Origin of the sequence: Pseudomonas sp. N-137 (assembly GCF_034555295.1) — a bacterium.
Classification (GTDB): Bacteria; Pseudomonadota; Gammaproteobacteria; order Pseudomonadales; family Pseudomonadaceae; genus Aquipseudomonas; species Aquipseudomonas rhizophila.
The window spans coordinates 269,567-290,178 of record NZ_JAXUDQ010000004.1 but is presented as its reverse complement, the minus strand read 5'-3'; the positions used below and the strand labels follow the sequence as shown (position 1 = coordinate 290,178).

The 20,612-nt window shown below is 60.6% G+C and carries 20 protein-coding genes; 9 read left to right on the top strand and 11 right to left on the bottom strand.

The genetic code is table 11. The features are described 5' to 3' along the window. The first annotated feature begins 73 nt into the window (after positions 1–73). The 5 genes from colR (at position 74) to T3A99_RS01735 (ending at position 3,773) form a co-directional block, all read left to right on the top strand. On the top strand, positions 74–757 hold the full coding sequence (colR, locus tag T3A99_RS01755; RefSeq protein ID WP_047226998.1) for a two-component system response regulator ColR: 684 nt from the start codon (positions 74–76) through the stop codon (positions 755–757). Then, the gene (locus tag T3A99_RS01750) at positions 747–2,024 is read left to right on the top strand and encodes a sensor histidine kinase (RefSeq protein WP_047226997.1); all 1,278 of its coding nucleotides are present in this window, start codon (positions 747–749) and stop codon (positions 2,022–2,024) included. The genes colR and T3A99_RS01750 overlap by 11 nt, the downstream gene beginning before the upstream one ends. 141 nt (positions 2,025–2,165) lie before the next feature. Next, complete coding sequence (locus T3A99_RS01745) at positions 2,166–2,834, top strand: class I SAM-dependent methyltransferase (RefSeq protein WP_076383716.1); 669 nt, start codon at positions 2,166–2,168, stop codon at positions 2,832–2,834. Positions 2,835–2,838: 4 nt separating this feature from the next. Further along, positions 2,839–3,543: a lipopolysaccharide kinase InaA family protein gene (locus T3A99_RS01740; RefSeq protein WP_047226995.1), complete on the top strand. Its 705-nt coding sequence runs from the start codon at positions 2,839–2,841 to the stop codon at positions 3,541–3,543. 2 nt (positions 3,544–3,545) lie between these two features. Then, positions 3,546–3,773, top strand: a complete 228-nt coding sequence (locus T3A99_RS01735) for a hypothetical protein (RefSeq protein ID WP_076383717.1) — start codon at positions 3,546–3,548, stop codon at positions 3,771–3,773. Between the two features lie 95 nt (positions 3,774–3,868). Here the strand turns inward: T3A99_RS01735 and T3A99_RS01730 are convergent, their stop codons facing one another. The 5 genes from T3A99_RS01730 to T3A99_RS01710 all read right to left on the bottom strand — a co-directional run bounded on the left by T3A99_RS01730 (position 3,869) and on the right by T3A99_RS01710 (position 11,812). Next, the gene (locus T3A99_RS01730; RefSeq protein WP_160893220.1) at positions 3,869–6,895 is read right to left on the bottom strand and encodes a multidrug efflux RND transporter permease subunit; all 3,027 of its coding nucleotides are present in this window, start codon (positions 6,893–6,895) and stop codon (positions 3,869–3,871) included. A 13-nt stretch (positions 6,896–6,908) separates the two neighbouring features. After that, positions 6,909–8,057: an efflux RND transporter periplasmic adaptor subunit gene (locus tag T3A99_RS01725; RefSeq protein WP_274089924.1), complete on the bottom strand. Its 1,149-nt coding sequence runs from the start codon at positions 8,055–8,057 to the stop codon at positions 6,909–6,911. Positions 8,058–8,190: 133 nt separating this feature from the next. Beyond that, positions 8,191–9,288 carry a DUF1513 domain-containing protein gene (locus T3A99_RS01720; RefSeq protein WP_274089923.1) on the bottom strand — a complete coding sequence of 366 codons (1,098 nt, stop codon included), beginning with the start codon at positions 9,286–9,288 and terminating at the stop codon, positions 8,191–8,193. A 2-nt stretch (positions 9,289–9,290) separates the two neighbouring features. Then, on the bottom strand, positions 9,291–10,355 hold the full coding sequence (locus tag T3A99_RS01715; protein ID WP_047226990.1) for an imelysin family protein: 1,065 nt from the start codon (positions 10,353–10,355) through the stop codon (positions 9,291–9,293). Between the two features lie 29 nt (positions 10,356–10,384). Further along, positions 10,385–11,812: a di-heme oxidoredictase family protein gene (locus tag T3A99_RS01710; RefSeq protein ID WP_274089922.1), complete on the bottom strand. Its 1,428-nt coding sequence runs from the start codon at positions 11,810–11,812 to the stop codon at positions 10,385–10,387. Positions 11,813–12,089: 277 nt separating this feature from the next. On the opposite strand from T3A99_RS01710, the gene T3A99_RS01705 reads away from it, so the two are divergent. After that, a complete protein-coding gene (locus T3A99_RS01705; protein WP_274089921.1) occupies positions 12,090–13,694 on the top strand; it encodes a hypothetical protein in 1,605 nt (534 codons plus the stop codon). A gap of 267 nt (positions 13,695–13,961) precedes the next feature. Here T3A99_RS01705 and T3A99_RS01700 read toward each other — a convergent pair whose 3' ends face one another. The 6 genes from T3A99_RS01700 to T3A99_RS01675 all read right to left on the bottom strand — a co-directional run bounded on the left by T3A99_RS01700 (position 13,962) and on the right by T3A99_RS01675 (position 18,182). Then, positions 13,962–15,302 (bottom strand): sensor histidine kinase, encoded by a 1,341-nt coding sequence (locus T3A99_RS01700; protein WP_076383721.1) that lies wholly within the window; start codon positions 15,300–15,302, stop codon positions 13,962–13,964. A 67-nt stretch (positions 15,303–15,369) separates the two neighbouring features. Beyond that, positions 15,370–15,816, bottom strand: coding sequence for a Spy/CpxP family protein refolding chaperone (locus T3A99_RS01695; protein WP_047226986.1), 447 nt, complete (start codon positions 15,814–15,816; stop codon positions 15,370–15,372). 265 nt (positions 15,817–16,081) lie between these two features. Then, the gene (locus tag T3A99_RS01690) at positions 16,082–16,759 is read right to left on the bottom strand and encodes a response regulator transcription factor (protein ID WP_047226985.1); all 678 of its coding nucleotides are present in this window, start codon (positions 16,757–16,759) and stop codon (positions 16,082–16,084) included. Between the two features lie 7 nt (positions 16,760–16,766). Next, positions 16,767–17,177 (bottom strand): translation initiation factor 2, encoded by a 411-nt coding sequence (locus T3A99_RS01685; protein ID WP_047226984.1) that lies wholly within the window; start codon positions 17,175–17,177, stop codon positions 16,767–16,769. 107 nt (positions 17,178–17,284) lie between these two features. Then, positions 17,285–17,584, bottom strand: a complete 300-nt coding sequence (locus tag T3A99_RS01680) for a YciI family protein (RefSeq protein WP_107321994.1) — start codon at positions 17,582–17,584, stop codon at positions 17,285–17,287. Position 17,585: 1 nt separating this feature from the next. Beyond that, the gene (locus T3A99_RS01675) at positions 17,586–18,182 is read right to left on the bottom strand and encodes a septation protein A (RefSeq protein ID WP_047227122.1); all 597 of its coding nucleotides are present in this window, start codon (positions 18,180–18,182) and stop codon (positions 17,586–17,588) included. 87 nt (positions 18,183–18,269) lie between these two features. Here T3A99_RS01675 and T3A99_RS01670 point away from each other — a divergent pair, with 87 nt between their 5' ends. From T3A99_RS01670 to T3A99_RS01660, 3 genes are all read left to right on the top strand, one after another. Next, the gene (locus T3A99_RS01670) at positions 18,270–19,133 is read left to right on the top strand and encodes a PHP domain-containing protein (RefSeq protein ID WP_139049332.1); all 864 of its coding nucleotides are present in this window, start codon (positions 18,270–18,272) and stop codon (positions 19,131–19,133) included. 13 nt (positions 19,134–19,146) lie between these two features. Further along, entirely contained in the window at positions 19,147–19,776 is a 630-nt protein-coding gene (locus T3A99_RS01665; RefSeq protein ID WP_047226981.1) for an L-threonylcarbamoyladenylate synthase, read from the top strand. A gap of 132 nt (positions 19,777–19,908) precedes the next feature. Further along, on the top strand, positions 19,909–20,607 hold the full coding sequence (locus T3A99_RS01660) for a segregation and condensation protein A (RefSeq protein WP_160893268.1): 699 nt from the start codon (positions 19,909–19,911) through the stop codon (positions 20,605–20,607). The last annotated feature ends 5 nt before the right edge of the window (positions 20,608–20,612 follow it).

Here is a 20,612-nt window from a genome sequence, read left to right as displayed (position 1 = left end):
CTAGCCGTGATTCACACTTGGCCTTAAGCTGCGCGGGCCACGATGACCGTCCACGTGCGCAGAGGAGATGCCCATGCGAATTCTGTTGGTTGAAGACAACCGTGACATCCTGGCCAATCTGGCCGATTACCTGGGGCTCAAAGGCTATACCGTCGATTGTGCCCAGGATGGTTTGTCGGGGTTACACCTGGCCGCGACCGAGCACTATGACCTGATCGTGCTCGACATCATGCTGCCGGGCATCGACGGCTACACCTTGTGTAAGCGCCTGCGCGAGGACGCCCGACGTGATACACCGGTGATCATGCTCACCGCCCGGGATCAACTGGACGATCGCCTGCAAGGGTTCAAGTCCGGCGCCGATGATTATCTGGTCAAACCTTTTGCCTTGTCGGAGCTGGCGGCGCGGATCGAAGCGGTCATGCGTCGGGCCCAGGGCGGCGGGCGGCGCGCCTTGCAGGTCGGTGACCTGAGTTACGACCTCGATACCCTGGAAGTCACCCGCGAAGGCAAACTGCTGAAGCTCAACCCTGTAGGCCTGAAGCTGCTGGCGGTCTTGATGCAGAAAAGCCCCCACGTGCTGCGCCGGGAAATCCTCGAAGAAGCCTTGTGGGGCGATGATTGCCCGGACAGCGACAGTCTGCGCAGCCATGTTCACCAATTACGTCAGGTGATCGACAAACCGTTCGACAAACCGCTGTTGCACACCGTGCATGGCGTGGGTTATCGCCTGGCCGAGGGCCGAGATGGAGTTTAAGCAAAGCCTTGCCCAACGGATCATCATCGCCTTTGCGCTGATGAGCGCGTTGGTCGCCGGTGCATTCGCCATGGGCATCGTGGCGACGGTTCACTTGGTGGAAGAAAGGCTGATTTCCGCCGGGCTTGGGGGGGACCTGCAACGCCTGCTGCTGATGGACAGCGTTTCGGACTGGAGTCATCGTCCGGAACCCGACCAGTTGTTCTATTTCAGTGGCGGCCCGGGTGACTTCGATTTGCCCAAGGATCTGCGTCACCTGGATCGCGGTTTCCACGAGGTCTTTCGCGCGCAATTGTCGTATCACGCCATGGTCGAGATTGTTGACGGTCGACACTACGTGCTACTGCAGGACCAGAGCGATTTCGAAGAGCGCGAACGGGTGCTGTTCGCCGTGGTGCTGGTGGGCTTCGTGCTCAGCCTGGCGCTGGCGGTGTTCCTGGGTTGGGTCCTGGCTCGCCGGGTGATGGCGCCGGTCGTGCGTCTGGCCCGGCAAGTGCGCCATCGCGACCAGCTCCTCGGGCTGGCCCCGCCGCTGGCCCCTGACTATGCCGCCGATGAAGTGGGTGAGCTGGCCGTGGCGTTCGACGCTACGCTGGGGCGACTGCGCCAGGCCCTGACGCGTGAACGGTTGTTCACCAGCGACGTAAGCCATGAGTTACGCACGCCGTTGATGGTCCTGGCCAGCTCCTGTGAGCTGTTGCTGGAGAACCCGGCCCTGGATCAACGCGGTCGCAAACAGGTCGAGCGGATCAGTCGGGCCAGTGAAGAAATGCGCGAGCTGGTGCAAACCTTCCTGATGCTCGCCAGGACCCAGCGCGAAGACAGCGGTATGTCGCCCCGGTTGACGCTAGGGCAGGTGGCCGAGGACCTCGTTGGGCTGTGGCGTGCGCCGATCGAAGCCAAGGGCCTGACCCTGATCTTCGAGCCGGGGCAAACCGCCGACACCCCGTATAACGCCACGTTCCTGACCGCCGTCATGGGTAACTTGCTGCGCAACGCCTTGCACTACACCGATCAGGGCTTCATTCGCCTCACGCTGTCCGCGACCGGCTTCGTGGTCGAGGACAGTGGCGTGGGCATTCCCGAAGAAAAACGCGAGGCGATGTTCGAACCGTTCGTGCGAGGTAACGAAAAGCGCGGCGAAGGGCTTGGGTTGGGGCTTTCATTGGTCCAGCGGATTTGCGAGAACCAGGGCTGGACCGTGAGCCTCAGCACCATGGAGCCCAATGGCTGTCATTTTGAGGTTGAATTGCATCCTCGTAGCTGAGCGCTCTGCTCAAGCCTGCCTGTTGGAAATATCTTGAAAACCGTCGAGTGCCTGCATGATGAAGTTTTCACAAAGGGATGACTTGGTGCGGACATGTCCATCCCTAACGTGGGAGCCATTACCTCATGGAGGCTCTCGCCAATGTCCAACCCTATCAAGCTCGACTTTTCCGAAAAATATGACGAACAGCACGCTCATCAATACCTGAATAAACATCAGGCTGGCCTGAGTCGGCGTCTTTCCCACCGCCGTGATGAACAACTGGCACGCATGGCGTTGGCGTTGGCAGGTGATCCTGGCCTGGTGCTGGACTTGCCGTGTGGTGCCGGGCGTTTATGGTCTGTGCTGGCCGAAAAACCGAACCGGGTGATCATCGGTGCGGACAATTCCGAAGCCATGCTCAAGACTGCGTTGAACGCTCAACCCGCCGATGTCGTAAAACGGGTACAACCCTTGCACGCTTCTGCGTTCGACATTGCCTTGCCTGATAACGCCGTCGACAGCATTTTTTGCATGCGCCTGCTCCACCACATCGGTGAACCTGCGCATCGACTGGCGATTCTGCGGGAATTCGAACGTGTCACTCGTGATAGCGTGATCGTTTCATTGTGGGTCGATGGAAATTTCAAGGCCTGGAGACGTAAGCGTCTGGAGCACACGCGTGGGCAGAAAGGCTACCAGAATCGATTTGTGTTACCGGCCGCTACAGTCGAGGGTGAGTTTCGACAGGCTGGTTTCCGCATTCAGGAACGACTGGACTTCCTGCCGCTCTATGCCATGTGGCGAGTTTATGTATTACGCAAGAGGTAACAGCATGGTTGTGGCAGTAGAGACAACAGCGGTCCCCCGCTGCGGCTTCGAACACTTCTGGAATCAGCAGGGTGAATGGGTGGAACAACCCAATGTGCGTCGTGGTGGTGAAAGCGGAGTGCAGCGGATCAACAACGGCGGCGATCTGCTCTATGCCAAGCGTCAGACAGGGCATATTTACCGTAGCTTGTTGCATCCGTTTGGCCGCCCAACCGTGTTACGTGAGCAAGATGCCCTGCTGGCATTGAGCCGACTCGACGTCAGCGTTCCAAAGGTCATCTTCTGTGGCGCACAGCGGGACCCGATTCACAAGTGGCGTGCGCTGCTGGTGACTCATGCGCTGGACGGTTTCGTGGAGTTGGATCACTGGTATGCCACAGGCGGGCGCGAGCGTCATGGCGAAGCGGGACATGACCGAATTCTCCAGGCATTGGCAGAGAACCTGGCTCGCATGCATAAGGGGCGTTGGCAGCATGGCTGCCTCTATACCAAGCATGTATTTGTGCGCGTGACCGGAGAGGGTGAGTCCGCTCGAGCCGAAGTGGCCCTGCTGGATTTGGAAAAGTCCCGTCAACGCCTGACTTCCCGGACCGCAGCGTCCCATGACATGAAGCAACTGCGACGCCATTCGTCGTTCAGCGATTCAGAATGGGAAAAACTCGTCTACTTTTACAAAGCGGCGTTTGGCAGCGCTATCAAAGGTTTATAGCGATGAAATTAGAAATTGCTAGAGGTTTGTTTCTCGTAGGAGCCCTGGCAGTTACCTCTATGGCGGTGGCGGTATGGGAGCAGCCCCGTTCGCAGATCCTCAGTGCTTCCCACCCGGACGCGCACTGCCCTTTGCCACGTGTGGCCAAGGCCAGCGAGGCGATCCGGCCGGACGACGATCTGTTGCTGTTCATGTTCAGTCTTTCCCAAGGCATGAGGCCCCAGAGTTGATGGACAGGAAGCCAAAATAAAGGCCTCGCGTATGCGAGGCCTTTATTTTTTGGATCGCAGCCTTCGACAGCACCTACAGGGCCAGTGGTCGCACGTTAGGGTTTGTCCGGCTTGGCCAGCAACGTATACACGCAGGGCAATACGAACAGTGTGAACAGCGTGCCAATCGACATCCCGGTGGCGATCACCAAGCCGATGTCGAAGCGGCTCACCGCCCCGGCCCCGGTAGCGAGGATCAATGGCACCATGCCAAATACCGTCGCCGCGGTGGTCATCAGTACGGGACGCAAGCGAATCGATGCGGCTTGCTCCACGGCCTCCCGTGGGGTTAGCCCCTGTTCCCTGCGCAGCTGGTTGGTGAACTCAACGATCAGGATCCCGTGCTTGCTGATCAGGCCGATCAGCGTCACCAGTCCTACCTGGGTGTAAATGTTCATGCTCGACCAGCCGAGGAACAGCGGAATCAAGGCGCCGCAAATCGACAGCGGTACCGTCACCAGAATCACCAGCGGGTCCCGGAAGCTTTCGAACTGGGCGGCCAACACCAGGAAGATGATCGCCAGCGCCAGGGCAAAGGTGACCCACAGCGCGCTACCTTCCTGGACGAACTGTCGCGACGCCCCTGCGTAGTCGAAAGCGAACCCTACCGGAGCCTCTTCTTGGGCAATCTGGCGGACCGTCTCGATGGCCTCGCCCATACTCACGATGGGAAAACCCGAAATCGTCACCGCGTTGAGTTGCTGGAACTGATTCAACTGCCGTGGTCGCGCCCGATCGCTGACTTTGATCAGCGTCGACAGCGGCAGCAATTCACCCTGGGTATTTTTTACGTAGTAGTTGTTCAACCAGTCCGGATTGTCCCGGAACGGTCGTTCGACCTGGGCGATGACCTTGTAGCTGCGCCCTTCGATGGTAAAACGGTTGATCTCGGCTTCACCCAGCAGGGTGGCGAGTGTGCCGCCCAGGTCTTGCATCGAGACGCCCATCTGGGCGGCCTTGGCACGATCGATGTCCACGACGACTTCGGGTTTGTCGAAAGCCAGGTCAACGTCCATGAAAGCGAACTTGCCGGATTCCAGTGCGCGCTTTTTGACCCGCTCGGCGATCTGCAACAGCGTTGCGTAGTCCTTGGGCGAGTTGATGACGAACGCAAATGGCAAGCCTTCGCCGGTGCCAGGCAGGGAGGGCAGGTTGAAACCGAATATTTGCAGGCCGGGGATGTTCTCCAGCTTGGCCTGGACTTCAGGCAGGATTTCCATCTGGGTGCGGCTGCGTTCGTTCCAGGGTTTGAGCAGGAAGCCGCCGATGCCCGATTGCACGCCGTTGTATCCGTTGATCTGGAACGAGGAGTAGTACTCCGGGAACTCCTTGAAGATGGTGATGAAATGATCGGTGTAGGTGTTCAGGTAGTCGAGGTTGGTCGGCTGCGGGGCACTAGCCATCATGAAGATGATGCCCTGGTCTTCATCGGGGGCCAGCTCGGACTTGGTGAACATGATCAGCACCGGAATCAGCAGCAGCACGATCACCGCGAACACCAGCACCACAGGCCGGGTATTGAGCATGCCATGAAGCATGCGCTGGTAGCGGTTTTTAAGACGTTCGAAAACCACGTCCAGTCTATGCGCCAGTCCCGAGGGGTTCTCTTCGTGACGCAACAGCAAGGCGCACATCATGGGCGAGAGGGTCAGTGCGACGATCCCGGAAATGACCACCGCGCCGGCGAGCGTCAGCGCGAACTCCTTGAACAGCGCCCCCGTGAGCCCCTCCAGCAGACCGATCGGCGCGTACACCGCCGCCAGCGTGATGGTCATCGAGATCACCGGCATAGCGATCTCCCGGGCACCTTCAATTGCAGCGTCGAATGGGCTTTTGCCTTCCTCGATGTGCCGGTGGATGTTTTCCACCACCACGATCGCGTCGTCCACCACCAGACCAATTGCCAGCACCATGGCGAGCAGGGTCAGCAGATTCATCGAGTAGCCCATCAACTGCATGAAGAACATCACGCCAATCATCGACAGCGGGATGGTCACCACCGGGATGGCCACCGAACGCAGGGCGCCCAAGAACAGGAACACCACGACGATGACAATCAGCACCGCCTCGAAGAGGGTTTTGACCACCTCGTCGATGGAAGCCTGGATGAACAGGGTGGCGTCGTAGGCGATCTCGGCCTTGAGGTTGGCCGGCAGTTGGGCCTCCAGATCCGGCATGATCCTGCGCACTTCCTTGATCACGTCCAGCGGGTTCGCGCCGGGGGTGGCCTTGATGCCGATGTACACCGAGGGCGTGCCACCGAAGGAACTGATGGTGTCGTAGTTCTCGGCGCCCATCTCCACCCGGGCCACATCGCGCAACAGCACGCGGCTGTCGCCATCGGTCTTGAGCGGAATCGCCGCGAAGGCCTCGGCGGACTTGAGTTCGGTGTTGGCGTTGATACTGGTGACTACGTATTCGCCTTTCACCTCACCAGCGGCCGAGAGGAAGTTGTACTGGCGCACGGCATCGGTCACGTCGGCGGCGGTGAGGCCGAAACCGGCAAGCTTGACTGGATCCAGCCACAGGCGCATGGCGAAGACCTGGTTGCCGAGGATCTCCGCTTCGGCCATGCCCGGCAATGTCGCCAGCTTGGGCTGGACCACCCGTGACAGGTAGTCGGTGATCTGCGGGTTGTTCAGTTCCTTACTGAAAAAACTGATGTACATCAGTGCCGAGGCATCGGCGGCCTCGCGGCTGAGCACCGGGTCTTCAGCATCTTGGGGTAGCTGGTTTTTGACTTCGTTGGCCTTGGCCAGCAGCTCGGTAAAAAGTCGGTCGCTGTTGGAACCGATGCGGGCGTAGACCGATATCACCGAGAAATTCTGACGGCTGACCGAGGTCATGTAGTCGATGCCCTCGGCGCTGGCCAGACTCTGTTGCATCGGCTGGGTGATATAGCCCTGGATGGTCTCGGCGTTGGCCCCGGGGTAGGCGGTGGTCACCGTGATCAGGGCGTTCTCCATCTGCGGGTACTGGCGCAGGGGCAGCTTGCTCCAGGCCTGGAAACCCAGTAGCACGATCAACAGGCTGACCACGGTGGCGAGCACCGGACGGCGGATGAACGGATCAGTAAAAGCCATGGGGGTTCCTTGATCAGTCCGCAGGGGGCGGGCTGTTCTGTTCGGTCAGGGTCTTGTCGTCGCTGATGGCGATGGGCGTGCCGTTATCCAGTTTGATCTGGCCGGCGATCACGACCTGTTCGCCGCTCTGCACGCCTTTGGAAACCAGCACGAGCCCGTCGCGTCGCTCACCGGTTTCGACGAATCGCCGTTCGGCGATGAGGATCGGCTGGCCCTTGTCATCTTTCTCGACGGTGCCGTCGTCGGCTTTCTTCTGCGTCACGACGTACATGGAGTTGCCGTAGAGGGTGTAGGTCACGGCGCTTTCCGGCACGACGATGGCGTTGGCCTTGTCCGGCAAGATCACCTGCAGGCTGGCGAACATGCCGGGCAACAGCCTGCCGTCGGGGTTGCCCAGGGTAGCGCGTACCAGCACGTTGCGAGTGCTGTCTTCGATCTTGGGGTTGATCGCGCTGATGGCGCCGACGAAGGTCTGGCCGGGATAGGCCGAGACACTGACGTTGACTGCCTGGCCGACCGTGAGCTTGGGTACCGCTTGCTCGGGGAGGTAGAAATCCACATACAGGCTGCTCAGGTCCTGCAGGGTGGCGATCACCGTGCCGCTGGCCAGATAGTCGCCGACGTCCACCTGGCGAATGCCGATGGTGCCGCTGAACGGCGCAACGATGTGTTTCTTGGCCAGCGAAGCCTTGAGCTGGTTGACTGTGGCCTGGTTCTTTTTCAACTGCGCCGCGAGCCGGTCGAATTCGCCCTTGGAGATCGCCTGGCTGCCCACCAGTTGCCGACCCCGGCCAAAATCCAGTTGCGACAGGTTAAGGTCGGCCACGGCGGTTTCCAGCAGCGCGCTTTCGACGTCACTGTCCAGTTGCACCAGTGGCTGGCCGGCCTTGACCTTTTGCCCCGACTGGAACTGCACCTTCTGCACCGTCCCGGCAATTTCCAGGCTCAGGTCTACGCCTTGCAGTGCGGTGAGGCTGCCGACGGTGGGCAGGCGGGTTTGCCAAGGCTGCTCGACAGCCGTGGCCACGGCGACGCTGACCGGCGGTTTGGGGGCAGAAAACATCTGGATCTGCTGGTAAACGGAGAAACCCTTGTAGCCGGCCAGTAGCAATACCACCAGCAGGACAACACCCAACATGATCAGCATGCGGCGTCGCAGCATGTTCCACTTCCTTGGAAATAAGCCGAGAGAAAATACAGACAGGCGGGCACATTACTCCGAGTACGCGACCGATTCAAAACGATGTTCATCGGTAATGTGTAAGGATTTTTCCTGAAGGCCCGCCGCCCGCTTGTCAGATCAAATGCAAATGGTTGTCCCAGAGCCCTGCGGGCAGATCCAGTGGTTTTGCAACCAGTTGTGCCTGCCGGCAATCGTAAAAGCGGCAACGGCCCTGACCCGATGTCACGACGAAACCGTCGGCCACCGCACCCACACCGGCGCAGTCTGGCAGAGGCGCATCCAGGCGTACTTCGCCGCTGTCCAGGTCCCAGATAAAAAAGCGGTTGCCACGGGGCGCTGTCAGGGCCACCAGGCGCAGGTCGCTGTGTACGGCAACGCTGGCGGTGTAATGACCCATGGCCTGCAATTGATGCTCGGCCACCGGGAATGCCTGGAACGGCTGGCCCGGACGCTTGATTGCCAACAGCTCGGAGGATTCGTGGGCATCGCCCATGAATTGCTGGCCGCAAACGATGGTGCCGTCGCTGGCGATGCCCATGTGGCGCACGCTGTTCATCGATTGGGCGAGGGTTTCCTTGCTCAGCAGTGTGCCATCGCGCTGCATCAGCACCAGGCTCGGCTCCATGGCATTGAGGTTCATCTCGACGCGGCTTTCGGCCTCGGTGCGGATGCCGCCGTTGGCGACCACCAGCGTTTCGCCGTCGGGCATCCACGACACTTGATGAGGGCCGATGCCGTGAGTCGACAGTTCGCCGCTGTGCACCAACCGTTCGCCTTCAAAACGGTACACGCCTAGCAGGCCGCGGCCTGGATAGGTCGTGTCGTTCTCGGTGGCGTACAGCCATTCGCCGCTTTTATGAATCACCGCGTGCCCATAGAAATGCCGGTTCGGCAACGAGGTGAGGGTCTGCAGCAGCGAACCGTCGCGCAGGTCGATCAGGTAGCTTTCGGTGCCTGGGCGACGAGCGACGAACAGCGCAATCGGTTTTGTCGGATGGTCAATGATGTCGTGGCAGCGCTGCTTGACCTGGGTGGCGAACACCCGGCTGCCGTCCAGTCGATAGCCCACGGCGTAGTGCTTGCCGTCGCTATCGTCCCGTGCCGAAAGCAGGAGCGGATGCTTGTCCTGTTGCTTGAACAGCGTCCAGCCGCCCAGGGTAACGGCGCCGAGCAGCAGGCTGCCCAGTGCCAGAGCCTGACGTCGAAACATGATCAGTCACCGTCGTTGGCATTGAAGCCCAATTGAATGCCCAGCGCCTTGGCCAATTCGCCTTCGTGCAGGCGATGGACAACGTTGAGGCTGTCGTACAGTTCGTTGAGTTGCTGGCGTCCGGCGTCGTCAGCGAGCATTTCGACCAGCGAGCGCTGGCTGTCGGCGAACAGTTTCAACGAGGTGTCGTAGGCCGCGTCGATCTTGTCGGCCAAGGGTTTCTGCTCGCTTGGCAACAGGCTGCGCAGGCCCTTGTTGTCCACGCCGACCCAGACGGTCCTGGCCGCGCTCAGGCTGGCTTGCAGGCCTTGCAGCGACGACTGGCTGCGCCAGGCATCGGCCTGGAAAGGTTGTGGTACGCCCTTGCTCTGGCGGCCCATCGGCGTACCGAGTTTCTTTTTCAAGGTGTCCAGGGCGGTGACCTGGACCCGCAGCAAATCGGCGATCGCTTCGTGGGAATCAGCGTAGCGCTCGTTCGGAAACTTGCTCATCTGGGCGAGCATGCCGTCGTTGGTATTCCAGCGCGACAGGATATCTTCGGCCAATTGCTTCTGACGTTCGCCAATGGCGATCAGCAGCGGGCAGTACTTGGCTTTTTGCGCGCTGTCGGCCATGTCGATCCTGGCGTCGAACAGCAGGTACTCATAGGCGGAGAGGCCTTGGACCACAACGCTGGACTTGGCCAGACCGGCAACGTCGATCTGCGGCTGGTTATTGACCAGTTGCTCGACCTGACGGCCCACCAGGTTTTTCTTGTCCGGCCAGAACTGCACCTGCCAGGCGCGATTGCCCTCGGCCAACGGGCCGATCAGCAGTGGTTGCAACTCGGCCCAGGCTTTTTGTGCCTTGAGAAAGTCGGCGCGGGCGGTCTCCAGGTTTTCCTTGCCCTGGCAGAAGGCCAGGGCGCTGGTTGCCAGTTGCCGGTCAGCCTCGACCCAGCGGCTGTAGGTGGGCAGGATCACTTGCTTGGCGATGGCCGCTGAGGTGACCGCTTGCGGATCCTGGGGCGAGCATGCGCCGAGGACGATGGCGGCGAGGCTGGTAAACAACAGCTTGGGACGGAACATGTCGGGCTCCCGTTTTTCGGAGAATGCGATTAAAGGGAATTCAGGAACGCCAGCAACGCAGCGCGTTGCTCGGCATTGAACGCTAGAACTTGTTGCTGCGCCGCTTGCGCTTCGCCGCCATGCCATAGCACGGCTTCGAGCAGGTTGCGCGCGCGACCGTCATGCAAGAACTGGGTGTGACCACCGACGGCTTCGGTCAGACCGATGCCCCACAGCGGTGGGGTCCGCCAGTCACGGCCGCTGGCCTTGAATTCGCTGCGGTTGTCGGCCAGGCCTTCACCCATGTCGTGCAACAGCAGATCGGTGTAGGGGCGAATGACCTGATTCGCCAGTTCCGGTTCGGCAGCGTTGGCGGACGTGGTGTATTTCGGGGTGTGGCACGACTGGCAGCCGGCCTGGAAAAACAGATTCTTGCCGGCCAGCACCTGGGGCGAGTTCACATCGCGACGGGCCGGTACGGCGAGGTTGCGGCTGTAGAACAGCACCAGGCGCAGAATGTTGTCGCTGACTTCCGGCTCGCCATCGGCGCCGTTGCCGTTCGGGGCGCGCTTGCAGTCGACCTGGGCCTGGGTGCAATCGTCGAAGGGGCGCAGGCTTGTCGTCAGGCCCATGTCACCGGAAAAGGCGTGGACGTTCTGCTGATTGAGGTTCGGCTGGCCGGCCTTCCAGCCGAAACGCCCCAATACGGTCTTTTGCTGGACATCGTCCCAGACCTGGTTCGGCCGGCCGACGATACCGTTGTTCTCCCGTGCCTGGGCTTGGGCATTGGCCAGGATAGCTTCATCGGGAATGGCTTCGAGCAGCCCCAGGCCGATCATCGGCGGTGCGACGCGGGCCGAAAAGCGTGTGTCGGGGTGCATCGGGCCATAGCCCAGTTGGGTGATCTGCAGTTGCGGCTTGCGCAGTTCTACGACGGTGCCGTCGTCGAAGCGCACCGGGACTGGCGTGTAATCGACCCGCACCTTGCCTTCGGGGACAACGCCGGGCACGGACATGTCCTGCAATTGCCCGCCATAGGTCGGCTCCGGCACCACCCCCAGTTGTTCAATGACCTTGGCGTAGGCCGGGGCATCGGGAATCGACAGGCGCACCAGCATCGACACCGCGCTGGCCGCGTCCGGTGCCGGCGGATGGCCGCGACCGTCCTTGACGTGACAGTTCTGGCAGGCGTTGGTATTGAACAATGGCCCCAGACCGTCCCGTGCGGTGGTGGTCGAGGGCGCGATCACCCAGGGGCTCCGGAAAAAACTGTTGCCCACGGCGAAGTCCACGCGTCGCGAAGGTGGCAGGTTGGCCGAGGGCAGGGAAAAGGCGTTCTGATCACTCTTGCGTACCGTCGCAGCGCCACCGGACCGGGCTTCGCCGGGTTCGGCCTGGGTAAAACGCGGGGCGTCATCGCAGGCACTCAGGCCCAGGGCCATGAACAGAGCGCATAAGCGAAGAGGCAACGACGGCATCGGACTTCCTGGAAGAGGAGTGAAACGAGGGCGCAAAGTCTAACAGGGCGGGGCGGTTTGAATAAGAGGGATTATCGTTTGGTTTTTGAGCATCACTTTATCCAGATTACCTGGCTGCTTTTCTAAGGCTTGGCTCCAGCGTCCAGTCGTTTTCTCCCGCCGTTCGTCGGCAATCTGCTCTGACCTGTCAATCCTGACAGTAGCCGATCTTCCTTGGCTGGAGTTTGATGGCCCAACGCCGAAAAGCCACGCTACCCTCACTCGCCAGGAAAACATGATGGATACCGAATCGTCTGTCTTGAACCATCCGTTCGAACTATTCCCTGTTTACATCCCGGGATGGAAGACGCCGGTGCTTCCGGAAGGCCTTGCGCACGGCGGCATCCCACAAAGCATTTATGACGGTCGGCCCGAGGGATTGCAATGCGTGATCTATGCATGGACCGAGCTCAAGAGCGGCTCCTGGACAATGGCGGTCCTTGATCGAGTTGACTTGTATGTCAATGGCGAGCTCTCGGGGGCAGGCTTTACCGTCCAGCCGGGAGAGGAAAGTAAGGAGTACTTTCTCCTGGACCTTCCCCAGGGAAAACTGAGAGAAGGGGTCAACAGGCTGCATTACACAATAACCCGTCTCAGCGAAAATCCCGGTATTTCCAATGATTTGAATGTGCTGTACCACTTGCGGGCCCCCGGTGAGCCGGCGCCTCAGGGCCTGGATCTGGTGATCCCGCCGGATGTGCTCGGTGATGGGGTCAGCGCCGAGCGGGCGGCGCAGGGTGTGGCGTTTGGTTTTACCTATTCCTATCCGCGAGATTACGACAGCATCAGATTTTTAGTGGGCAATGTGACCGTTCCAGTTGACGGATTTGATGCCGCCAGACCGGTGACGCATACCCTGTTTACCGAAACATTCAGACAGGCAGGGGACAACCCCAATACAGCGCTCCAGTTCACGGTGACTGACCAGTTGGGCAACTCCAACCGGTCGTTGATCAAGTACTTGGATATCCATTTGGACCGCGTGCTGATTGCTCCTACTCTTATCCATGTAAAAAATGCCGCCGGTGAGGAGATTCCCGACAAAGGCGAAACAACCAGCACCACCTTGGTGCTGTCGGGTGAGGCAAGCCATGGCAAGGAGATCGAGGTCTACGATGGCAGCGGTGCTGGTGCCGTCCCCAAGGGCACAGCAACTGCCGATGCGACAACCGGCCTATGGACCAAAGAAATTACCGTCGACGTCGGCGCTCGCCGCCTGTATGCAAAGTCGCTCTACCACCCTACGAACGTCTATTCGAACGTACGTATCCTGACTGTGATACCTGAACCCTTAAGCATCGATACCAGCGACGCGATTCTCGACCAGTTAATGTTTAGAGCCGATAAGTTTCCTGAACGTCCGCCAGTAGGGGCGTTCGTAGAGCGGATACCGTCGGGAGGTGTGCCTCCCTATATCTATACTTCCAGCGACCCAGAGGTGGCAGAGCTTTTTTCATCATCGCAACCACGGGTTGTATCGAAGCACTCAGGGACCGCTACGATAAACGTCCGAGATCAAATGGGTGCAAGCGTGTCTTACCAAGTCATTACTTCCAAGGTTTGGCTGCTGTTTGACTTAGGTAAAGACAATGAGTGGCAGACGTATTGGAATTGCTGGGGGGCTGCGTGGAACGCCGGGGGGACGATCCCTGACCTGGTGACTTGGGGAGCGCTTCGAACCATCCATGACGGCGACCCAGGTTTGGGGGACTTGCGTGCATGGTCTTCGGACCAGGGTCCCGGTGAAAGGACTGTGTATACAATCAACCCCACAACAGGAGTCCGAGAGCTACTGTCCCAGGATAGCGACTATGCAAGGGGATGGATGATCAAAGAGGTATGACCTTCCCTTGGCATGGATGCGACGAGATTGGCGACGCTGTTCATTTCAGGTCTGGGGCCTGTGGCAAGGGAGCTTGCTCCCGCTGGGCTGCGTAGCAGCCCTAATAAAGCAGTGAGCTCAATCCTCCTGGCCGAGTTGGCTGGTTTTGGGGGCCGCTTCGCAGCCCAACGGGGATAAATCCCCTCGCCACAGAGCCAAGTTCACTGCGCGACAGCGCAGCGTCGAAGACGCGGCGGGCACTCTCTTGCCACAAGTTAATGTTTGATTTTAGGGTTGCACCACGGCCCCCGGTACCAATGGCAGTTCCAGCGTCGCGATAAATCCGCCATCGGAATGGTTGGCCAGCACCAGCGCGCCGCCATGACGCTCGGCGGCGCGGCGGGCGATGGCCAGGCCCAGGCCATGACCTGCAGTGGTCTGGCCGGGGGCGCGGTAGAACGGTTCGCCCAACTGGCCCAGGTGTTCGGCCTCCACCCCCGGTCCGTGATCGCGCACGCTGACCATGATCCGCTCTCCTTGGCGCAGCGCGCGGACTTCGATCGGTTGACCGACCGGATTGAAGCGCTGGGCGTTGCGCAGCAGGTTATCCAGGGCCCGTTCAATCATGGTCGGCCAACCTTTTAGGGTCAGGTTCGGTTCAACGTCCAATTGCACGCTTTGTTCTGGAGAGGCCAGCTGTGTGTCTTTTTGCAGGGTAACCAGCAGATCGTTGAGGTCCACCTCTTCAGCGCTGGCGTTGTCGGCATCGACCCGGGCCAACACCAGGATTTCGCTGATCAGCGCTTCCAGACGATCACATTCGCGGGTCAGGCGCGGCCAGAGTTTTTCCCGCTCCTCGGGGCTGGCTCGTTCAGCCAATGCCAGGGCAATGCGCAGCCGGGCCAGGGGCGAGCGCAGTTCGTGGGATACATCGCGCAGCAGTTGGCGCTGGCTGGCGATCAGGCTTTGCAGGCGCGCGCCCATGCGGTTGAAGTCGGTGGCCAGCACACCAAATTCATCCCGGCGATTGGCCAGTTTGGCGAGGCTGTTTTGCTGGTAGGTGGTCTGCCCCAAATCATGCACTGCACCGCGCAGGCGGCTCAACGGACGGGTAATGGACAGGGTCACCAGCAGGCTGAACAACGTCAGTACCACCAACGCGATCCCCAGCGCACTCAGAGGCCAGAGCAGGCTGCCGCGGTGCCAGGCATCCAGTTCGGGGTGGGGTATGCGGTAGATGAACAGGTAAGTGTCGCCGGTTTTGGCGCTGGTGAACTCGTCGGTCAAGCGCCGCCAGGGCAGGCGTCGGTCGTTGTCGTTCTGTCGCGCCTCGAAGGCCTGTGCTCGACGCGGGAAAGTGCCGCGTACCACTGGGGCACCGCTCTCGTTAAGCACCTGGACGTTGATGTGATACTGATGCTTGCGCTGTTGCAGGATCTGTTCGGCGGCGTCTTCGCCCTGGCTTTCGAAGGTTTGCGTCCACTCTTCGGCCAGGGTGTTGAGGCCCGGATGGCGGCTGAGGATCCAGGCGTCCTGGTTCAGCATGTGGCCCAGCAGAATCGAAAGCCCTGCAACCAGGGCGATGGCCAGCCAGAAACTGGCCAGGATGCGCCAAAACAGTGAACGCACGATCAATCCTCGAAAAACAAAGAAAGCCCAACGGCGATTGGCCGTTGGGCTGGGGTGCTTCAGCGCATTATTGCGCCTTTTGCGGTTGTTGCGCTTTCCAGGCCTTGAACTCGGCCCACTCGGCCCGACGCTCGGCCTGCTTCTTCTGAATGGCGTCAAACTCTTTTTGCTGCTCAGGCTTCAACAACCCACGGATCTGGGCGTCGACTTTTTCGTGCCGGGCGGCCATTTCATCTTTCATGGCTTTCTGATCGGCTGGCGACAGTTTGGCCAGGTACTTTTCTACCAGTTCGCGGCGCTCGTGGCGCTGTTCGCCCATGATCTTGCGGATCTGCTGGCGTTGTTCGCGGCTCAGGTCCAATTGGCTGTACGGACCTTTGTCGTGCATCTGGCCGCCATGACGCGGGCCATCCATCGGGCCCATTGGTCCCATCGGGCCGGCGCCTTCAGGCATGGCCATCGCGACGGTAGGCAGGGCAGCAGCGAACATCAGAGCGATGAGGGTCTTGCGCATGGTGTATCTCCTTGTCTCGTTCCCGGTCAGTTCCGGATGAGTTCAGGTTACGCAGATCAAGGTCAGCGGCGGTCAGGGGTGGGTAAAGCTTGGGTAAAGACGTTTTGGCGCAGGCCTGACAAATCTGCAGGACCGAGCACAAAGCCCTGTGGGAGCAAGGCTTGCCCGCGATGAAAGTAACGCGATCTCTGAGGGAACCGAGGCGCCTGCATCGCGAGCGAGCTTTGCGCCCACAGCCCAGCGGCGCAGCGCTTAGGCGCAGCGCTTAAAGGCTGTAGTAATAACCCCGGCTACGCAGGGCCACGATGCGTGGGCGACCGTCGGCGTGCGGGCCGATTTTCTTGCGCAGGTTGCTTACGTGCATATCGAGGCTACGGTCGTACAGGGTCAGCTTGCGTCCCAGGGCGATCTGCGCCAGTTCCTGCTTGTCCAGTGGCTCGCCCGGCTGCTTGAGCAGCGCTTCGAGCAGGCGGCTTTCGGAAACAGTGAGGGTCTGCTCCTGCTCATCGATGCTGACCACGCCTCGCACCGGGCTGAAGGTCAGGTCGCCCAGTTCGATCTGGCTGGACACCGCCGTCGGATGACTGCGGCGCAAGACCGCGCGCAGGCGGGCGGTCAGTTCCCGTGGATCGCAGGGTTTTGCCAGGTAATCGTCGGCCCCCAGTTCCAGGCCCAGGATGCGATCCAGCGGTTCGCCACGGGCCGAGAGCATCAGCACCGGCAGCTCCGGATGATCGTTGCGCAACTGCTTGAGCAGTTCCAGGCCGCTGCCGTCGGGCAGCATCACATCCAGCACCACCGCCGCCGGGGCGGTTTCGGCCAAGGCCTTGCGGGCGCTATGGCCATCGTGGCAGGCCCGGACCAGAAAACCTTCCTGACCCAGCCAACTGCCGAGGAGCTCACACAGCTCCTGGTCATCATCAATCAGTAACAGCTCGCTCATGACTCACTCAATTTAGCCATTGCCGACGTTGTCTACGTCCACCGCTGGCAAAGATACCGCAGAGCAGGGCCAATAGCGCTACCCCGGCACCAATGACGAACCACTGCTGCTGATCGGTCAGCAGGCGTGGCAGGGGGCTGGCCTGGGCTTCCTTGAGTTGCAGCTTCAGACGCTGGTTCTCCTGGCGCAATCGACTCACCAGCGCGCTCTCGCGTTCGCTGTTGGCGTTTTGCAGTTGCTGGGTCAGTTCCTCGCGCATGCGTTCGCTGTTTTTCAAGCGTTGCTGCAATTCGGTGATCTGACTGCCTGCGCTCAAGGACAAGGGCGTCGAATGACTGCCGTCGGTGCTTTCTTCCCCATGGGCGGGAGCCCCGATCACCAACATGACCCCTAACAGGCACAGCGGACCTTTGCGCATTGCAACTCCTGAATTCCAATCGAGATTAGACAGGTTGTCGGCAGGTAAACGAGAACAATGAGCGATTGAGCGCAATGAGCCGCGAAGGCTCATCACGCATCGGGTTGTTAAGGCAGGACTTGCTTGAACGGCTTGACCACGACATTGGCGTAGACACCGGCGGCCACGAACGGATCGGCTTCGGCCCAGGCTTGCGCCGCGGCCAGGGAATCGAACTCGGCGACGATCAGGCTGCCGGAGAAACCCGCCGCGCCGGGGTCGTTGCTGTCCACTGCCGGGTGCGGGCCCGCCAGCACGATTCGGCCTTGGGCCTTGAGCTGTTGCAGGCGCTCAAGGTGTTCAGGGCGGGCGGCCAGGCGTTTTTCCAGGGAATTGGCGACGTCGGTGGCAATGATTGCGTAGAGCATGTCAGTCCTCGGTTTTTGGCGTGGTGGTATCGGCATCGTGCAGATGACGGGACAGGTAGATGCCCTGGCCAATCAGGAACAGCAGCGTCATGCCCAGGCTGCCGAAGACCTTGAAGTCGACCCAGTAGCTCTGGAAGGTGAACGCGACGAACAGGTTGGCGGCGCCGCAGAACAGGAAAAAGCCGATCCAGGCGATGTTGAGCCGGGTCCAGATGACGTCCGGCAGGTTCAAGGCGTGGCCCATGATGCGCTTGATCAGCAGGCGATCGCCGACGAAGTGACTGCCGATGAACGCCAGGGCGAACAGCCAGTTGACCACCGGGGCTTTCCACTTAAGGAAAGTTTCGCTGTGGAAGGCCAGGGTCAGGCTGCCGAAGACGAGGCAGGCGATCAGGGTCAGCCACTGGCTTTTCTCCAGCTTGCGTTGGGCCACGAACAGGGCGCCATAGACCACCAGCGAACTGATGATCAGCATCGCGGTGGCGCTGTAGATACCGCCTACAGTCAAGGAGTGACCGGCAATGTCGACGGTCCGTGGGTCAAGTTTGTAGACGATGAAAAACAGCAGAAGCGGGATGAAGTCGATGAATTGTTTCACAGTGGCAGCCAGAAGCAGGATGTGGCGGCATAATAACAAACATCCTTGGCCGCGATAGGGCCAGCTGATTTGAGGTAACAAACTCTCGTGAATGTTGATTTGCACTGCCATAGCACGGCCTCCGATGGCGCCCTGGCGCCTGCGGTTCTGGTGGCGCGGGCGTTCGAGCACGGCGTGCGAGTCCTGGCCCTGACCGATCACGACACCCTCGAAGGCCTCGACGAGGCCCGTAGCGCGGCGACGACGCTGGGCATGCAACTGGTCAACGGGGTCGAGTTGTCCTGCACCTGGGGCGGCGCGACTATTCACGTGCTGGGTTACGGTTTTGATGTAAATGCGCCGTCACTGGTCCAGGCCATTGCGCAACTGCACGACGGCCGCTGGCTGCGTGCCGAAGAGATCAGCCGCAAGCTTGCGCTAAAGGGCATGCCTGGTGCGCTTGAGGGCGCCCGGCAGATCCAGCAGGAACTGGGCGACAGTGGCAACGCCCCGGCCCGTCCGCACTTCGCGGACTGGATGGTGCGCGAAGGTTTCGTCAAGGACCGCGCCGAAGCGTTTCGCAAATGGCTGGGGGCCGGCAAGCTCGGGGACGTCAAGCAACACTGGCCGACCCTGGAAGAGACCGTCCAAACCCTGCGATCCGCCGGAGCCTGGGTCAGCCTGGCGCATCCGTGGCACTATGATTTCACCCGCAGCAAGCGCCGCCGCCTGGTGGCCGACTATATTCAAGCAGGGGGCCACGCCATCGAGGTGGTCAATGGCCATCAGCCTGCCGAGCAGGTCGGCAGCCTGGCGATTCTGGCCCGTGAGTTCGGCCTGCTGGTGACCGCCGGCAGTGATTTTCATGGCCCTGGAGGCTGGTCCGAGATAGGCGAATATCGCCCGTTGCCGGAAGATCTGCCACCACTATGGTGTAGATTCAAACATGATCCCGTTACCGCCACCGTCTGAACAGGTAGAACACGTGAGTCAATTTTTCCAGATTCATCCGGAAAACCCGCAAGCGCGCCTGATCAAACAGGCGGTGGAAATCATTCGGGGCGGTGGTGTGGTGGTCTATCCCACCGATTCTTCCTACGCCATCGGCTGTCAGATTGGCGACAAGAACGCTGTAGAGCGGGTAAGACGCCTGCGTCAGCTGGATGACAAGCACAACTTTGCGCTGATCTGCAGCGACCTGTCGCAGTTGGGCCTGTTCGCCAAGATCGACACCGGCACCTTCCGCCTGCTCAAAGCCCACCTCCCTGGGCCTTACACCTTTATTCTCAACGCCACCCGGGAAGTCCCGCGGCTGTTGCTGCACCCGAAAAAACGCACCATCGGCCTGCGGGTGCCCAGCCACCCCATTGCCCTGGCGTTGCTGGCCGAGCTGGGTGAACCGCTGATGAGCGTGACCTTGATCATGCCCGGCGAGACGGAGCCGATGAATGACCCTTACGAGATGCGCCAATTGCTCGAGCATCAGGTCGACCTGATCATCGACGGCGGTTTCGGCGGGATGAAGGCGTCCACGGTGATCAACCTGGCCGATGGCGAGCCGCAAGTGGTGCGTATCGGTTGCGGCGATCCAGCCCCGTTCCTGGTCGAGGCCTGAGTGTCCGCAGTGGAAACCGCCGTTGAGAGCGCCGACAGCCAGGCCGGCGCTCAGCAAGAGCTGCCGTTCGCCATGGTCTATGGCCAGGCGGTCATGGAAATGCCCCTGGACCTGTACATTCCGCCGGATGCGCTGGAGGTATTCCTTGAAGCCTTCGAAGGGCCGCTGGACCTGCTGCTGTACCTGATCCGCAAACAGAACATCAACATCCTCGACATCCCCGTGGCGGAAATCACCCGCCAGTACATGGGCTACGTCGAGCTGATGCAGTCGGTGCGACTGGAACTGGCGGCCGAATACCTGGTAATGGCGGCCATGCTCGCCGAGATCAAGTCGCGAATGCTGCTGCCACGCTCGGCAGAGATCGAGGAGGAGGAAGACGATCCGCGCGCCGAACTGATCCGCCGCCTGCAGGAATACGAACGCTTCAAGGTGGCGGCCGAAGGCATCGATGGCTTGAGCCGGGTCGGGCGCGATGTGGTGGTGCCCAAGCTCGATGCACCCGAGGCGCGAGCACGTAAATTGCTCCCGGATGTCAGCCTCGAAGAGTTGCTGATGTCCATGGCCGAGGTGCTGCGCCGGGGCGACATGTTTGAAAGTCACCAGGTCAGCCGCGAAGCCCTGTCCACCCGCGAGCGCATGAGCGATGTGCTGGAGCGGCTCAAGGGCGGCGGCTTTGTGCCCTTCGTCGAGCTGTTCACCGCCGAGGAAGGGCGGCTGGGCGTGGTGGTGACGTTTATGGCGGTCCTGGAATTGGTCAAGGAATCCTTGGTCGAGCTGGTGCAGAATGAGCCGTTCGCAGCGATCCACGTGCGGGCACGAGCCGAATAACGAGC

Excerpts from the sequence above, each read along its gene's own strand:
- colR (WP_047226998.1), top strand. The coding sequence starts at position 74 with ATGCGAATTCTGTTGGTTGAAGACAACCGTGACATCCTGGCCAATCTG.
- T3A99_RS01750 (WP_047226997.1), top strand. The coding sequence starts at position 747 with ATGGAGTTTAAGCAAAGCCTTGCCCAACGGATCATCATCGCCTTTGCG.
- T3A99_RS01745 (WP_076383716.1), top strand. The coding sequence starts at position 2,166 with ATGTCCAACCCTATCAAGCTCGACTTTTCCGAAAAATATGACGAACAG.
- T3A99_RS01740 (WP_047226995.1), top strand. The coding sequence starts at position 2,839 with ATGGTTGTGGCAGTAGAGACAACAGCGGTCCCCCGCTGCGGCTTCGAA.
- T3A99_RS01735 (WP_076383717.1), top strand. The coding sequence starts at position 3,546 with ATGAAATTAGAAATTGCTAGAGGTTTGTTTCTCGTAGGAGCCCTGGCA.
- T3A99_RS01730 (WP_160893220.1), bottom strand. The coding sequence starts at position 6,895 with ATGGCTTTTACTGATCCGTTCATCCGCCGTCCGGTGCTCGCCACCGTG.
- T3A99_RS01725 (WP_274089924.1), bottom strand. The coding sequence starts at position 8,057 with ATGCTGCGACGCCGCATGCTGATCATGTTGGGTGTTGTCCTGCTGGTG.
- T3A99_RS01720 (WP_274089923.1), bottom strand. The coding sequence starts at position 9,288 with ATGTTTCGACGTCAGGCTCTGGCACTGGGCAGCCTGCTGCTCGGCGCC.
- T3A99_RS01715 (WP_047226990.1), bottom strand. The coding sequence starts at position 10,355 with ATGTTCCGTCCCAAGCTGTTGTTTACCAGCCTCGCCGCCATCGTCCTC.
- T3A99_RS01710 (WP_274089922.1), bottom strand. The coding sequence starts at position 11,812 with ATGCCGTCGTTGCCTCTTCGCTTATGCGCTCTGTTCATGGCCCTGGGC.
- T3A99_RS01705 (WP_274089921.1), top strand. The coding sequence starts at position 12,090 with ATGGATACCGAATCGTCTGTCTTGAACCATCCGTTCGAACTATTCCCT.
- T3A99_RS01695 (WP_047226986.1), bottom strand. The coding sequence starts at position 15,816 with ATGCGCAAGACCCTCATCGCTCTGATGTTCGCTGCTGCCCTGCCTACC.
- T3A99_RS01690 (WP_047226985.1), bottom strand. The coding sequence starts at position 16,759 with ATGAGCGAGCTGTTACTGATTGATGATGACCAGGAGCTGTGTGAGCTC.
- T3A99_RS01685 (WP_047226984.1), bottom strand. The coding sequence starts at position 17,177 with ATGCGCAAAGGTCCGCTGTGCCTGTTAGGGGTCATGTTGGTGATCGGG.
- T3A99_RS01680 (WP_107321994.1), bottom strand. The coding sequence starts at position 17,584 with ATGCTCTACGCAATCATTGCCACCGACGTCGCCAATTCCCTGGAAAAA.